The organism is Brevibacterium pigmentatum (genome assembly GCF_011617465.1).
Classification (GTDB): domain Bacteria; phylum Actinomycetota; class Actinomycetes; order Actinomycetales; family Brevibacteriaceae; genus Brevibacterium; species Brevibacterium pigmentatum.
The window spans coordinates 2,104,498-2,118,716 of the sequence record NZ_CP050153.1; the positions used below are offsets into that span (position 1 = coordinate 2,104,498).

Below are 14,219 nucleotides of genomic sequence, written 5' to 3' on the forward strand. Positions count from 1 at the left end.
GAGGGCCCTCACCTGATTCACGTGTTCGCCTGTTCGGCTCAGTGCCGGATCCACCAGGTATCCGTCGGAGCCACAGGGGTCCGCCGTTTGTGCTCCGAACGGCGGTACTTCTCGATGAGCGCCGAGGCGGCCGCGGGCTCGATCTCCTTCCCCTCGAGGAAGTCATCGATCTGGTCGTAGCTCAGACCCAGCGAGGATTCGTCCGTCTGCCCCGGTTCGTCATCGAGCAGATCCGCGGTCGGAACCTTGACGATGAGATGGTCGGGAGCACCGAGGTGGCGCAGCAGTTCCCGTCCCTGCCGTTTGTTCAGACCCGCCAGAGGGATGACGTCGGCCGCACCGTCACCGAACTTCGTGAAGAACCCGGTGACCGCCTCGGCGGCGTGATCGGTGCCGACGACGAGCGCCTTCTTCTCCCCTGCCAGCTCGAACTGGGCGATCATCCGCATCCGGGCCTTGACGTTGCCCTTGCCGAAGTCGGTGAGCGGCTCTCCGGTGGCCTTCTCGTATTCCTCGGCGGTCGCATCCGTGGCGGCGCCGATATTGATCGCCAGCTCATGGTCGGCGGCAATGAAGGACAGAGCATCCTGAGCGTCAGACTCATCGGTCTGCACATGATGAGGCAGACGCACGGCCCAGAACTCGGACTCGGCACCGCGACGGCGCAGATCCTCCACCGCCAGCTGGCAGAGCCTGCCGGCCAGGGTGGAGTCCTGCCCGCCGCTGATGCCGAGCACGAGGCCTTTGACGCCGGTGGTGAGCACATAGTCGACGAGGAACTCGACCCGACGGGCGATCTCCGTCGCCGGGTCGATCTGCGGCCGCACGCCGAGGGCGTATCGGATCTCGTCCTGGACTCTGTCGTTCGTCATGCTCTCACCAGTCGTAGTCGAAGGGGCGATGCGCCAGTGCCCGGCGCCCGTACCCATGCAGTCTCCCAGAAGCTGTGTTACGACGAAGTATCGCCGTCACCTCAGGCGTCGGGAACGATGTTGACGAGCTTCGGTGCGCGCACGATCACCTTGCGCACTCCGGCTCCGCCGAGGGCCTTGACGGCGTTCGGCGATTCGAGAGCCAGCTTCTCCAGCTCGTCTGCCGCGATGTCCGGGGTCACCTCGAGACGTGCACGCACCTTGCCCTTGACCTGGACCACACAGGTCACGGTTTCGGCGACGAGGTGGTTCGGATCCGCCTCGGGGAACGCCGCGTAGGTGACCGTCGACTCGTGTCCGAGACGCGACCACAGCTCTTCGGCCAGGTGCGGGGCGAACGGTGCGAGCATGATCGTCAGCGGTTCGAGGAGGTCCCGGGTCGCGCCGCCCTGCTTGGTGGCGTGGTTGGTGAGCACGATGAGCTTGGAGATCGCAGTGTTGAACCGCAGATGGTCCATGTCCTCGTGCACGCCGTCGATGACCTGGTGGAGGACCTTGAGCGATTCGGCGTCGGCCTCACCGTCGGCGACCACGGACTCACCGGTGGTCTCATCGACGAAGAGTCGCCACACGCGCTGCAGGAACCGCTGGGCACCGACGACGGCGCGGGTGTCCCAGGGGCGGTCCTGTTCCAGCGGACCCATCGACATCTCGTAGACGCGGAAGGTGTCGGCGCCGAAGGCGTCGTACATCTCGTCGGGCATGACGGAGTTCTTCAGCGACTTGCCGATCTTTCCGTACTCCCGGTTGACCTGCTCGCCGCCCAACCAGAAGGTCAGTTCACCGTTCGATTCGGTCTTCTCCTCCACCTCGGCGGCGGGGACGTAGACACCTCGGGAATCGGTGTAGGCATAGGCCTGGATGTATCCCTGGTTGACCAGACGGTGGAACGGCTCGGACGAGGAGATATGACCGAGGTCGAAGAGGATCTTGTGCCAGAAGCGGGCATAGAGCAGGTGGAGCACGGCGTGCTCCTGCCCGCCGACGTAGAGATCGGCGCCGCCGCGCGGCTTCGAGGCCCGCGGTCCCAGCCAGTACTTCTCGTTGGCGGAGTCGACGAGGCGTTCGTCATTGTGCGGATCCGCGTAGCGCAGCTGGTACCACGACGACCCGGCCCAGTTGGGCATCGTGTTCGTCTCACGCTGGTAGGTCTTCGGACCGTCACCGAGGTCGAGCTCGATGCTCGTCCATTCCTGGTTCCGGCTCAGCGCCGGTTCGGGGCGGCTGTCGGCATCGTCGGGTGCGTAGGTCCGCGGTGCGAAATCGTCGACCTCGGGCAGCTGGACGGGCAGCATCTCGTCGGGCAGGGCGATGGGGGTGCCGTTCTCGTCGTAGACGATCGGGAATGGTTCGCCCCAGTAGCGCTGGCGAGAGAACAGCCAGTCGCGCAGACGGTACTGGGTGGACTCGGTGGCCAGTCCCTTTCCGGACAGCCATTCGGTGACCCGGGCCTTCGCCGCGTCGATCTCGAGACCGTTGATGTCGATCTCGGCGTTGGACGAGTTGATCATCACGCCGGTGCCGGTGAACGGAGCGTCCTCATCGTGGTCGGTCGGAGGCTGCACGGTGCGGATATAGGGCAGTCCGAAGGCCTTCGCGAAGTCCCAGTCTCGGGCATCCTCTGCGGGCACGGCCATGATCGCGCCAGTGCCGTAACCCATGAGCACGTAGTCGGCGATGAAGATCGGAATCTGCGCCCCGGTGGCCGGGTTGAGCGCATAGGAGCCGGTGAAGATGCCGGTCTTCTCCCGGCTCTGCTGCCGGTCGGCGTCGGTCTTGGCCGCGGCGGCGCGCTGGTAGGCGGCGATCGCCTCGGCGGGGGTGGCCTCTCCCCCACGCCACGACTCTGGTGTGGACTCGTCCCAGACCTGTGCGGTCAGCTCGGCGACCTGCGGGTGCTCGGGGCTGAGAACGAGGTAGGTGGCGCCGAACAGGGTGTCCGGGCGGGTCGTGTAGACCTCGATGTCGGAGGCGTCGTCACCGGCGACGGGCAGGCGCAGCAGGGCGCCCTTCGACCGGCCGATCCAGTTGACCTGCATCGCATGGATCGCATGCGGCCAGTCGAGTGCGTCGAGGTCATCGATGAGGCGATCGGCGTAGGCGGTGATGCGCATGTTCCACTGACGCAGCCGGCGGGTGAAGACCGGGTAGTTTCCGCGTTCGGACAGACCGTCGGCGGTGACCTCTTCATTGGCCAGCACGGTGCCCAGCCCGGGGCACCAGTTGACCGGGGATTCCGAGACGTAGGCGAGGCGGAAGTCCTGCAGGACGTTCTCTCGCTCGGCCGGACTCAGATCCGACCAGGCGCGGCCGTCGGGTGTGAGGCGCGCACCGGAGGCGAACTGCTCGATGAGCGTGCCGATCGGACGAGCCGCGCCCTTGGGCTCGCCGTCAGGGGTGGTCGCCTCGGGGTCGTACCAGGAGTTGAAGATCTGCAGGAAGATCCACTGCGTCCATTTGACGAAGGAGTCATCGGTGGTGGCGAAGCGGCGGCGCGCATCGTGGGCCAGACCCAGGCGACGCAGCTGCTCGGTCATGTTCGTGATATTGGCATCGGTGGTGATGCGCGGGTGCTGACCGGTCTGCACCGCATAGAGATCGGCGGGCAGCCCGAAGGCGTCATAGGACAGGGCGTGCATGACGTTGTGTCCGCGCATCCGCTGGTAGCGGCCGTAGACGTCGGTGCCGAGGTAGCCCAGCGGGTGGCCGACGTGCAGTCCCGCACCGGAGGGGTACGGGAACATGTCCATGATGTACAGGGACTCGCGCTGGCTGAGGTCGGCCGGCGGGCCGTAGGGCGACGGGGACTCCTGGGAGTCGAGCTCGCCGAGGTCTCCGGTGGGGTTCGGGGTGTGGAACGTGCCCGATTCCTCCCATGTGCGCTGCCAAGACTTCTCGATCTCTTCGGCCAGCGCCGCGTCATAGCGGAAACCGGTCTCCTCAGGGTTCGTCGTCATTACCTTCCTTCGCTGAACAGACGTGAGCAGGTTCTGACCATCGTACTCTGAACGTCCCCTGATTCGACTTGGTTAGACTGCTCACAGGTCAGCGGACGCCGGTTATCTCGGCAAACGTGATCGATTTCACTGAGACCCGGCCGAACTGTAAGATAACCGAGCAGTAACTTACGTCCTCGAAGGAGACTCATGAGCTCAACGACCATGCCGCAGTCGTCAACACCCGTCGTCGGTTTCGAGGTCGATACCGCCTCGTCGACCACCGATGTCTTCCTCAGCACAGTTGCTGAGAACCCCAGCCGCCCCCTGGTCGCCAAGCCAGACGGTGATGACTGGAACGAACTGACCGCGGCCGAATTCCTCGCCGAGGTCAAGGCGGCCGCGAAGGGGCTCATCGCCCTGGGCGTGGGAGTCGGCGACCGGATCGCGATCTTCGGCCCCACCTCCTATGAATGGACACTCAGCGACTACGCCATCTGGTACGCCGGCGGAATCTCCGTGCCCTTCTACGACACCTCTTCGGAGAGCCAGCTCAACTGGATGCTCACCGACGCCGATGTCACGCGTGGGCTCGTCGCCTCACGCGATCATGCCGATCGGGTGCGGGCGGCGGCGAAGTCCGCCGGACGCGAAGAGCCCGCCCTGCGAGTCTGGGATGAAGGCGCCTTCGCCGATCTCGCCGAGGCCGGCAAGGCCATCAGCGATGAGGAGCTCGAAGCAGCCCGATCCCAGGTCGGCTCCGAGTCCGTGGCCACGATCATCTACACCTCCGGCACCACCGGAAAGCCCAAGGGCTGCGTGCTCACGCATGCGAATTTCGTGCAGACCTCCCAGGCCGCACGTCACCAGATCCCCAGTGTTCTGGACACGAAGATGCGCTGCCTGCTGTTCCTGCCGCAGGCTCACGTCTTCGCCCGGTTCATCGAGGTCCTGGCCATCAGCAACGGTGCACTGCTGGCCCACCAGTCGGATCTGACGAAGCTCACCGACGCCATGGGCAGCTTCCGCCCCTCGTTCATCCTCGGTGTGCCACGCGTCTTCGAGAAGGTCTTCAACTCCGCACTGGCGACCGCTCAGGCAGGCGGCAAGGAGAAGATCTTCCGCAAGGCCGAGCAGGTCGCCGTCGCGTATTCGAAGGCCCTGGACACCGGCAAGGTGCCCACCGGTCTCAAGCTCCAACATGCCCTGTTCGACAAGCTCGTCTACTCCAAGCTGCGTGCGGTCATGGGCGACAACGTCACTCATGCGGTCTCCGGAGGCGGCGCGCTCGGCTCTCACCTCGGCCACTTCTTCCGCGGACTGGGCATCATCGTCCTCGAAGGCTACGGACTCACCGAGACCACGGCGCCGATCACCGTCAACATTCCGGAGAAGTCGAAGATCGGAACCGTCGGCGTGCCGCTGCCGGGCGCCTCGGTGGCGATCGCTCCCGACGGTGAGATCCTGGCCAAGGGCGTGCCGGTCTTCCGCGAGTACTGGAACAACCCGGAGGCCACGGCCAAGGAGTTCCACGACGGCTGGTTCGGCACCGGTGACCTCGGTTCGCTCGATGACGACGGCTACCTCACGATCAGCGGCCGCAAGAAGGAGATCATCGTGACCTCCAGCGGCAAGAACATCGCCCCGGCTCCGCTCGAGGATGTGCTGCGTCGCCACCCGATCATCGGCCAGCCGGTGCTCGTCGGCGAGAATCGGAAGTTCGTCTCCGCTCTGATCTTCCTCGATTCGGAGATGCTGCCCGGATGGCTGAAGAACCATGATCTGCCGCCGATGGATCTGCGCGAAGCCGCCGAGGACGATGCGATCCAGGCCGAAGTGGCCAAGGCCGTCGAACAGATGAACAAGACAGTCTCGCGCGCCGAAGGAGTCAAGAAGTTCACAATCCTGCCGATCGAACTCACCGAGGACAACGGCTACCTCTCGGCCAAGCAGTCGGTCAAACGCCACCTCATCAACAAGGACTTCGCCGCCGATATCGACGCGCTCTACGCCGGCTGAGGCACACACGCCGCCGGCGACGGTCGATCGCCGCCGACAACGGACAGTCGCTGAGCACAGCGTGCGGGCACGGCCCGGGCACGGACTCGAACGGTCCGTCCCGGGCCGTCGTCGTCCCACCTCGGCGAGGGTGAATGCCTGCCGTCCGGGAGGACGGCGGGGCGGGAAAATCGTCCCGCCTCGGCGAGGGCTTGCCTCAACGTCGTAAGCTGAGGACAGAAGTCGAACTCGTCGATCCCATGGGAGGCAGCGTCATGTCCGAGTCCACCGATCACACCCCCAGCTACGTGACCGAAGGTGCGGAATTCAACCGCGATACGAACTACATCGACGATCGCATCCTCAACGATCCGAACGCTCAGTGGCCCGTCGAACCGGGCCGGTATCGCCTCATCGCCGCCCGCGCCTGCCCCTGGGCGAACCGGACGATCATCGTCCGTCGCCTCCTCGGGCTCGAGGACGTCATCTCCCTCGGGACGCCCGGTCCCACCCATGATGCGCGGTCATGGACGTTCGACCTCGACCCGGGCGAAGTGGATCCGGTGCTCGGCATCGAACGGCTGCAGCAGGCGTTCTTCGCACGGTACCCGGACTATCCGCGCGGAATCACCGTGCCGGCCGTCGTCGACGTGCCCACCGGAGTCGTCGTGACCAACGACTTCCCGCAGATCACGGAGGACTTCTCCACGCAGTGGACCGACTACCACCGTGAGGGCGCCCCGAATCTCTGGCCCGAGGAATCCCGGGAGGAGATGGAGAAGGTGATGCGGCTGATCTACACGGAGATCAACAACGGCGTCTACCGGTGCGGTTTCGCCGGCTCTCAGGACGCCTACGACGCCGCCTTCGACCGACTGTTCACCGCTCTGGACGCGATCGAGGATCGGCTCAGCCGGTCAAGGTTCCTCATGGGTGAGACCATCACCGAGGCGGATGTGCGACTGTTCACGACGCTCGTGCGCTTCGATCCCGTCTACTTCGGTCACTTCAAGTGCAACCGTCAGCCGCTCACGGCGTTCGAGAACCTGTGGGGTTACGCCCGCGACCTCTATCAGACCCCGGGTTTCGGAGACACGGTCGACTTCGAGCAGATCAAACAGCACTACTACATCGTCCACCAGGATGTGAACCCGACACAGATCGTGCCCAAGGGCCCGGATCTGTCCGGCTGGCTCAGCGATCACGGGCGTGACACGAAGTTCGGCGGGTCTCCGTTCGGAGAGGGAACCGCGCCCGGTCCGGTCAAGCCCGGTGAAGAGGTCGATCCCGCTCATACGGCATCTGCTTGGGTGAAGTGATGCGGGGGTGAACCGGCTCAGTTTCTGGAGTCGAACTCTCCGGGCTCGATATGGTCGTCTTCGGTCGTGTCGAGCCCGGCGGCCTTCTTCCGTCGGTGCTTGCGCACCTTGAGCACGACCCACACGACGACGAAGACGATGACGGCGACGATGACGAGATTCTGGAAGTAGCCGGCGTAGGTCTCGACGACCGACCAGTTCTCTCCGAGGGTGAAGCCTGCGACGATGAGGATCGTATTCCAGATCGTGCTGCCGGCCGTGGTCAGCAGCAGGAACTTGATCAGTCGCATGTCCCGCATGCCGGCCGGGATGGAGATGAGCGATCTGAATATCGGGATCATCCGCCCGAAGAACACGGCCTTGTCCCCGTGCTTGTCGAACCAGTCGACGGTCTTGTGCACGTCATCGACGTCGACCAGCGGCATCTTCACCGCAATGCGGGCGATGCGTTCGATGCCGATCCACTTGCCCAGAGCCCACAGCAGGACTGCGCCGACGACCGAACCGATCGTGGCGAAGACGATCGCGGCCACGATGTTCATCTGTCCTTGGCTGGAGGTGAATCCGGCCAGAGGCAGGACGAGTTCGCTGGGGATGGGAGGGAAGATGTTGTCGAGGAAGACCATGAACCCGACACCAACCGGCCCCAGGGTCTCCATGATCGTCACGGTCCAGGCCGAGAAACCGCTGAGGCCCTCCGCCGCACTGCCGCCTGCTGCGAGGACATCGGCGGGGACTCCGCCTGCAGGCAAGCCGGCTCCAGGCACGCCGCCGGAGAGAGCGTCGGTGGCAGCGGGCGCGGAATCGGCGGCTGAAGCGTGCGAATCAGTGAACAGCATGGTCAAAAGTCTAGATAAGGGCGCGGCCTGCCGCTCACAGTACGCTCACAGCGGCTAGTGTGGAAACGAACACCTCGGACCGGAATACGAACGCACCTTGCTGAAACGCATCGAAGGAGCATACACGTGGCACCTGCCAAAGTACTGGCCTCGCGCAACACCGTCGCTGAGGTCGGACACAATGCCGTCAACAAGCCCGGGCCCGCCCACCTCATGCGCGCCGTCCAGCGTTTCGGACAGCGTCTGGGCAATCAGTTCGGTGCCGCGATCACCTACTTCCTCGTACTCGCGGTCATGCCCATCGCCATGGTCAGCCTCGCGAGCATCGGCTTCGTCCTCGACATCGCACGCCCAGAGCTCCTGCCCGAGGTCACGAAGCAGATCGAGACCTTCACCGCGGGCAACTCCTCATTGACGAAGACGCTCGAAGGCTACCTGCTGCAGTGGCAGGCAGTCGGAATCATCGGTATTCTCACCGGTCTCTACACGGGGCAGGGATTCATCGGCAACCTCGGTGCCGCGGTGCGGGCACAGCTGCACGACGACTTCGACGATGCCGTTCCGGAGAAGTCCTTCGTCGCCAAGGTCCTCGGCAATGTCGTCACCCTCATCGGACTCATCATCGGCCTGCTGCTGGCCGTGGCGCTCACCGTCGTCGGCACCGGCCTGCGCTCGATCATCGCCGATCTGCTCGGACTCTCCGGCTTCGCCGCGAGCCTGCTGTTCATCGTTCCGGTCATCCTCACGTTCGCAGCCGCCTGGATGATCTTCTGGTTCCTGTTCACGATGCTGCCGGAGAGGCCGGTCGACAAACAGGCGAAGAACCGCGGCTCCCTCATCGGCGCGACCGCGTTCCTCATCCTCATCAACTTCTCCACCGTGCTCGTCAATCTCTTCGCCGGAAACAAGGCCGCCGGCGTGTTCGGATCGATCATCGCGATCATGCTCACGCTCAACGTCTTCGCCCGCATCATCCTGTTCATCGCCGCCTGGATCGGCACGGCGAAACCGCCTCGGCCGCGTGAAGAGGAGCCGGAATACCGGTTCGTCGAACCGAAGGTGCAGGCGCAGAGCCTCGGCGCACTCATCACCGGCGCGGGTATCGTAGCGCTGACCCTGCTGGGCTTCAAGCGGTTCGATGAACGCCGGTCCGATCGCGAATAGGCGAGACGGTAGACTGTTGGCGCATCCGTTATAACTGACCGAGGGGACACGACCTTTGACTGACGCTACGACTGCTCGCCTGGACGATTGGGCGAAGAAGCAGACCGCCGCCGAAGAACTCATTCCGCTAGTCGGACGCCTGTACCGTGAGAACGACGTGCTGCTGACCCTGTTCGGGCGGTCGCTGCTGAACAAGTCGGTGACCGGCATGATCAAGGCACACCGCTACGCTCGCCACTTCCTCGGCGAAGAGCTCGACATCCAGATCACCCACCGCATCGTCAAGGCGCTGTCAGGGCTCAACCTGGCTCCGGCCCGCATCGACCTGGGCCGCCTCATCGAGAAGCTCGATGATCCGAACGCCGATGTCGACGCCTTCCTCGCCGCCGAGCTCGCCGAGGTCGTCGAATCGCAGTCCGGCAAGGGCGAAGTCCGCGACGTCGTCCTCTACGGCTTCGGTCGCATCGGTCGTCTGCTCGCCCGCATCCTCATCGACCGGGCCGGCGGCACCGGAATGCGTCTGCGCGCGATCGTCGTGCGCCGCAATGGCGACAACGACATAGTCAAGCGCGCCTCCCTGCTGCGCCGCGACTCGGTGCACGGAGCCTTCGACGGCAGCATCGTCGTCGATGAGGAGAACAGCACCATCCAGGCCAACGGCACCCTCATCCAGGTCATCTACTCGAATGATCCCTCGGAGGTCGACTACACCGCCTACGGAATCAACGACGCCATCATCGTCGACAACACCGGAAAGTGGCGCGACGAAGAGGGCCTGTCCAAGCACCTCGCCTGCCCCGGTGCATCGAAGGTCCTGCTCACAGCTCCCGGCAAGGGCGATGTCAAGAACATCGTCTTCGGAGTCAACGACGACGCGATCCTCGACACGGACACGGTCGTCTCGGCCGCATCCTGCACGACGAACGCGATCACCCCGGTGCTCAAGGCCATCAACGACAAGTTCGGTGTCCGCAACGGCCACGTCGAGACGGTCCACTCGTTCACCAACGACCAGAACCTCATCGACAACTTCCACAAGGGCTCCCGCCGCGGCCGTGCCGCCGGCCTCAACATGGTCCTCACCGAGACCGGTGCCGCCAAGGCCGTGGCCAAGGCTCTGCCGGAACTGGCCGGGAAGCTCTCGGGCAACGCGATCCGCGTACCCACCCCGAACGTGTCGATGGCGATCCTCAACCTCAACCTGGACAAGGCCACCACCGTCGACGAGCTCAACACCTTCCTGCGCGAGGTGTCGATGCATTCGCCGCTGCGCAACCAGGTCGACTACGTCAGCTCCCCCGAGCTCGTGTCCACCGACCTCGTCGGCTCCAAGCGCGCCGGTGTCGTCGACGGCCTGGCCACGATCGTCGATGAGGACCGCGTCGTCGTCTACGTCTGGTACGACAACGAATTCGGCTACTCCTGCCAGGTCGTGCGCTGCGTGGCCAAGATGGCCGACGTCGACGTCCCGGCCTTTCCCTGATATCGGCGAGGCGGCCCGCCGATCCGTTCGGATGAGCGGTCGGTGACCGGCTGAGACAGGCGCCCGGAGTCCCAGGACTCCGGGCGCCTTCGTCATTCACCGGCAGTGCCGCGCCCTATACCTCCCGCGGCCGCAAGTTCTGCACTTCGGGCCGCACCATCCCTCACCGGTACTGCCACGCCCTACACCTCCCGCCGAAACCTCTCGAAAATGACAGAACCTCCCGCAGGAACGGGAGGTTCTGCCGGCAACGAGGTGTTCTGCCTACTTCGCGGCGTCGGACTCCATGGCCTCATGCAGCCAGATCGGGGTGAAGGTGGCGAATCGCTCCGCCAGATCGTCGTCGCTGTCGAGGATGACGGCGAGTCGGTCATCGGCATTCGCCAGCTCATTCGCCCAGATGGGACCCAGGCAGGCCAGCAGCAGGCAGGCGATGACGACGGCGCCGGCCAGGATCGGAGTCTCGGCCCACAGCAGCATGCCGAACAGGATCCCGACGATGGCGAAGCCGACTGCGACGGCGAGTCCGGCGTTCCGCGTCCGCGGCGCCTTGGCACGGGCCGGTCGCGACGCAGCGATCGAGTCGAGCACGTCCCGGTTGATCCGCGTCCAGGCGATGATCGCGCCCAGCGCGCAGACGATGCCGATCATGATGAGGCTGAACGCCGAGAACAGCAGCACCGCATCGATGCGATCGCCTTGGGCTTGGAGGGCGGCCCCGAGTCCGGCGACGAGCATCGCCAAGGCAAGCACCAGCATGCTCAGCAGACGGGCGCGGCGCACGGCGATGAGTTCGGCGATCACCCTGGCCAGGAAGACCCTCTGTGCCGCGGGGTCGTCGGCCTGGCTCACCGCACGTACCCGAGCTGCTTGTCCACGGTGTGCGGGAACTGCTCCCCGGCCAGATACTGTTCGAACAGGCGATGGAACTGCTCGGCCAATCGCATTCTCCAGCCGTCGGTGTCTCCGCTCATATGCGGGGTGATGATGACATTGTCCATCGACCACAGAGGATGGTCGGCCGGCAGCGGCTCTTCATCGAAGACGTCGAGTCCGGCCCCGGCGATGTGCCCTTCGCGCAGGGCGGTGACGAGCGCGTCGGTGTCGACGGTGTCGCCGCGTCCGACGTTGATGAACACGGCAGTGTCATCCATGGCGGCGAATGCCTCGGCGCCGATGAGTCTTTCGGTCTTCTCCGTCAGCGGTGCGATATCGATGACCCAATCGAATCCAGCCACATGCTCGGGCAGGGTGGCGGAGTCGATGACCTCGCCGAAGTCGGCGTCGCCGCTGCGGGCTCGCGATCCGGCGCCGGTGATGTCGATGTCGACGGCACTCAGCAGACGGGCGATGCCCCGGCCGATCGCGCCGGTGCCGACGATGAGCGCCTTGGTGCCGGCGATGTCGCGGGTCGACCGACGATTCCACTTCCCCTCGGCTTGGTCGGCGAGAGAGCCGATCGAGCCCTTCGCGTGCATGAGGATGTAGTTGAGGACGAACTCGGCGATCGGGCGGTCGAAGATCCCCCGCGCGTTCGTCACCGTCACCGGCGAGTCGACGAGTTCATCGAAGAGGAGCGAATCGACGCCCGCTGCCGCGGCGTGGACCCAGTCGAGCCGGTCGGCGCTGCCATAGGCATCCTTGAGCGCTGTGGAGAAGAAATCCCACATCAGCAGCACATCGGTGCCGGGCAGCGCCTGGGACAAGGTCGACGCCTCGGCGATGCGCAGTTCGATCCCGTCCCGCTCCCCCAGATCAGTGATCAGTTCGGGGATCTCGGTCCCGGGTGAGTTGAGTATGGTCAGTACCGTCATTCCTCGGCTCCTTGGACAGTGGGCTTTCTGCCACACTAACCGATGAAGCCTCGACCGGGGTGGAAACCGACGCGGACTCAGCACCTGCATCCTCTGCTCCGATGTCGAGGTTCTCCCGCTTCGCCGGTTCGTTCTTCAGCGTCTGCGCCAGCGGAGTGTTGGGCAGGAAGCAGAGGAAGACGAATCCGAGGACGGCCAGCGGAGCCACCCACAGGAACAGGGGCACGAGGGCGTCGTTGTAGGAGGTGATGATGAGAGAATGCATCGGCTCCGGCAGCTTCGACACGATCTCCGGGGTCAGCCCCGTCGAGGAGATCTTGGGCATGTGACCCTGTGGGGCCGCCTTGGCGATCTCTGTGACTCCGGACTCGATGTTGTCCATGAGTCGCTGGGTGAACACGGATCCGATGAAGGCCATGCCGAGGGTGGCTCCGACCTGGCGGAAGTAGTTGTTCGACGCGGTCGCGGTACCGACCATCGATACCGGGAAGGCGTTCTGGACGACGAGGACGAGAGTCTGCATGCTCAGTCCCAGTCCGAGTCCGAGCAGCGCCAGGCAGCCGATGGTCTCCCAGGCCGCGCTCTCCGCCTTCAGCTGGGAGAGCAGGACGAGCGAGGCGGCCATGATGAGGATGCCGGTCAGCGGGTACTTCTTGTACTTGCCGGTGCGGGAGACGATGAATCCGACGAGGGTCGAGGACACGAGCATGGTGCCCATCATCGGCACCATCATGAGCCCTGCGACGGTGGCGTCGATGCCGTGGACCATCTGCAGGTAGGTGGGCATATAGGAGAGCACACCGAACATGCCGATGCCGACGAAGAGGCCGGCGATCGTGCACAGCAGGAAGTCGCGGTTGGTGAACAGGTGCATCGGGATGACCGGTTCGCTGACCTTGAGTTCGACGAACACGAAGGCGACTGCGGCGACGACTCCGGTGATGATGAGCCCGTTGATCTGCCAGGATCCCCATTCGTAGTCGTGTCCGCCCCAGGCCGAGGTGAGCACGATGCAGGAGGTGACGATGGAGACGAGCGCCATGCCGGCGACATCGATCTTCGGCCGTGGGCCTGCGCCCCTGTCGTGCTTGGGCACCTTGAGGAACACGGCGGCGGCGATGAGGGCGATGATGCCCAGCGGGAAGTTGATGGCGAACGCCCAGCGCCAGCCGGGTCCTTCGGTCAGCCAGCCACCGATGAGCGGTCCGGCCACTGACGACACGGCGAAGGCCGAGCCCATGATGCCCATGTACTTGCCGCGTTCGCGGGCGGGGACGACGGAGGCGATGATCGACTGCGAGAGGATCATCATTCCGCCGCCGCCGATGCCCTGGAGCACGCGGCCCAAGATCAGCGTCGACATCTCGTTCGCGATGAGGGCGAAGACCGATCCCAGCAGGAAGCAGCAGATCGCGAACATGAACAGCGGCTTGCGTCCGAACAGGTCACCGACCTTGCCGTAGACGGGCATCATGATCGTCGAGGCGAGCATGAATGCGGTGGAGACCCACAGCATCTGGTCGACGCCGTCGAGCTCGCCGACGATGGTCGGCAGCGCGGTGGCCAGCACCGTCTGATTGAGCGAGAACATGAACATCGCGATCATCAGGCCCACGAAGAGCAGAATGATCGCAGAGGTGGCCATCGGCTCGGTCTGTGAGCCGGGTCCCGCTGCTGCGGAGTTCTTCGAGGTTGTTGCAGGCATCGCCTTCACATCTGTTTCGTGGTTGCTTC

10 protein-coding genes are annotated in these 14,219 nt (G+C 64.7%); 4 read left to right on the top strand and 6 right to left on the bottom strand.

Annotated elements, in window-relative coordinates:
- Window positions 1-38 precede the first annotated feature (38 nt).
- Together nadE and leuS are read right to left on the bottom strand one after the other, a co-directional pair.
- Complete coding sequence (gene nadE / locus GUY30_RS09610; protein ID WP_167196719.1) at window positions 39-872, bottom strand: NAD(+) synthase; 834 nt, start codon at window positions 870-872, stop codon at window positions 39-41.
- Window positions 873-973: 101 nt separating this feature from the next.
- Complete coding sequence (gene leuS, locus GUY30_RS09615; RefSeq protein ID WP_167196722.1) at window positions 974-3,889, bottom strand: leucine--tRNA ligase; 2,916 nt, start codon at window positions 3,887-3,889, stop codon at window positions 974-976.
- 189 nt (window positions 3,890-4,078) lie between these two features.
- On the opposite strand from leuS, the gene GUY30_RS09620 reads away from it, so the two are divergent.
- Window positions 4,079-5,887, top strand: coding sequence for an AMP-dependent synthetase/ligase (locus GUY30_RS09620; RefSeq protein WP_167196725.1), 1,809 nt, complete (start codon window positions 4,079-4,081; stop codon window positions 5,885-5,887).
- 254 nt (window positions 5,888-6,141) lie between these two features.
- Window positions 6,142-7,185, top strand: a complete 1,044-nt coding sequence (locus tag GUY30_RS09625) for a glutathione S-transferase family protein (protein ID WP_167200874.1) — start codon at window positions 6,142-6,144, stop codon at window positions 7,183-7,185.
- Window positions 7,186-7,202: 17 nt separating this feature from the next.
- Here the strand turns inward: GUY30_RS09625 and GUY30_RS09630 are convergent, their stop codons facing one another.
- Window positions 7,203-8,024 (bottom strand): DedA family protein, encoded by an 822-nt coding sequence (locus tag GUY30_RS09630; RefSeq protein ID WP_323127743.1) that lies wholly within the window; start codon window positions 8,022-8,024, stop codon window positions 7,203-7,205.
- Between the two features lie 126 nt (window positions 8,025-8,150).
- Between GUY30_RS09630 and GUY30_RS09635 the strand changes: the two genes are divergently transcribed.
- A complete protein-coding gene (locus GUY30_RS09635; RefSeq protein WP_167196728.1) occupies window positions 8,151-9,188 on the top strand; it encodes a YhjD/YihY/BrkB family envelope integrity protein in 1,038 nt (345 codons plus the stop codon).
- 55 nt (window positions 9,189-9,243) lie between these two features.
- A complete protein-coding gene (locus tag GUY30_RS09640; protein ID WP_167196730.1) occupies window positions 9,244-10,671 on the top strand; it encodes a glyceraldehyde-3-phosphate dehydrogenase in 1,428 nt (475 codons plus the stop codon).
- A gap of 264 nt (window positions 10,672-10,935) precedes the next feature.
- On the opposite strand, the gene GUY30_RS09645 is transcribed toward GUY30_RS09640, so the two are convergent.
- The 3 genes from GUY30_RS09645 to GUY30_RS09655 are packed head-to-tail and all read right to left on the bottom strand — an operon-like array spanning window position 10,936 to window position 14,190.
- Window positions 10,936-11,523 (bottom strand): hypothetical protein, encoded by a 588-nt coding sequence (locus tag GUY30_RS09645; protein ID WP_167196733.1) that lies wholly within the window; start codon window positions 11,521-11,523, stop codon window positions 10,936-10,938.
- Window positions 11,520-12,485 carry a D-2-hydroxyacid dehydrogenase gene (locus GUY30_RS09650; protein WP_167196736.1) on the bottom strand — a complete coding sequence of 322 codons (966 nt, stop codon included), beginning with the start codon at window positions 12,483-12,485 and terminating at the stop codon, window positions 11,520-11,522. The genes GUY30_RS09645 and GUY30_RS09650 overlap by 4 nt, the downstream gene beginning before the upstream one ends.
- The gene (locus GUY30_RS09655; protein ID WP_228281220.1) at window positions 12,427-14,190 is read right to left on the bottom strand and encodes an MDR family MFS transporter; all 1,764 of its coding nucleotides are present in this window, start codon (window positions 14,188-14,190) and stop codon (window positions 12,427-12,429) included. Before GUY30_RS09655 ends, GUY30_RS09650 begins: the two co-directional genes overlap by 59 nt.
- Window positions 14,191-14,219 lie beyond the last annotated feature (29 nt).

Bases quoted from the DNA above. Each gene is read 5' to 3' on its own strand.
- GUY30_RS09620 (WP_167196725.1), top strand. From the start codon at position 4,079: ATGAGCTCAACGACCATGCCGCAGTCGTCAACACCCGTCGTCGGTTTC.
- leuS (WP_167196722.1), bottom strand. From the start codon at position 3,889: ATGACGACGAACCCTGAGGAGACCGGTTTCCGCTATGACGCGGCGCTG.
- GUY30_RS09625 (WP_167200874.1), top strand. From the start codon at position 6,142: ATGTCCGAGTCCACCGATCACACCCCCAGCTACGTGACCGAAGGTGCG.
- GUY30_RS09630 (WP_323127743.1), bottom strand. From the start codon at position 8,024: ATGCTGTTCACTGATTCGCACGCTTCAGCCGCCGATTCCGCGCCCGCT.
- GUY30_RS09650 (WP_167196736.1), bottom strand. From the start codon at position 12,485: ATGACGGTACTGACCATACTCAACTCACCCGGGACCGAGATCCCCGAA.
- GUY30_RS09655 (WP_228281220.1), bottom strand. From the start codon at position 14,190: ATGCCTGCAACAACCTCGAAGAACTCCGCAGCAGCGGGACCCGGCTCA.
- nadE (WP_167196719.1), bottom strand. From the start codon at position 872: ATGACGAACGACAGAGTCCAGGACGAGATCCGATACGCCCTCGGCGTG.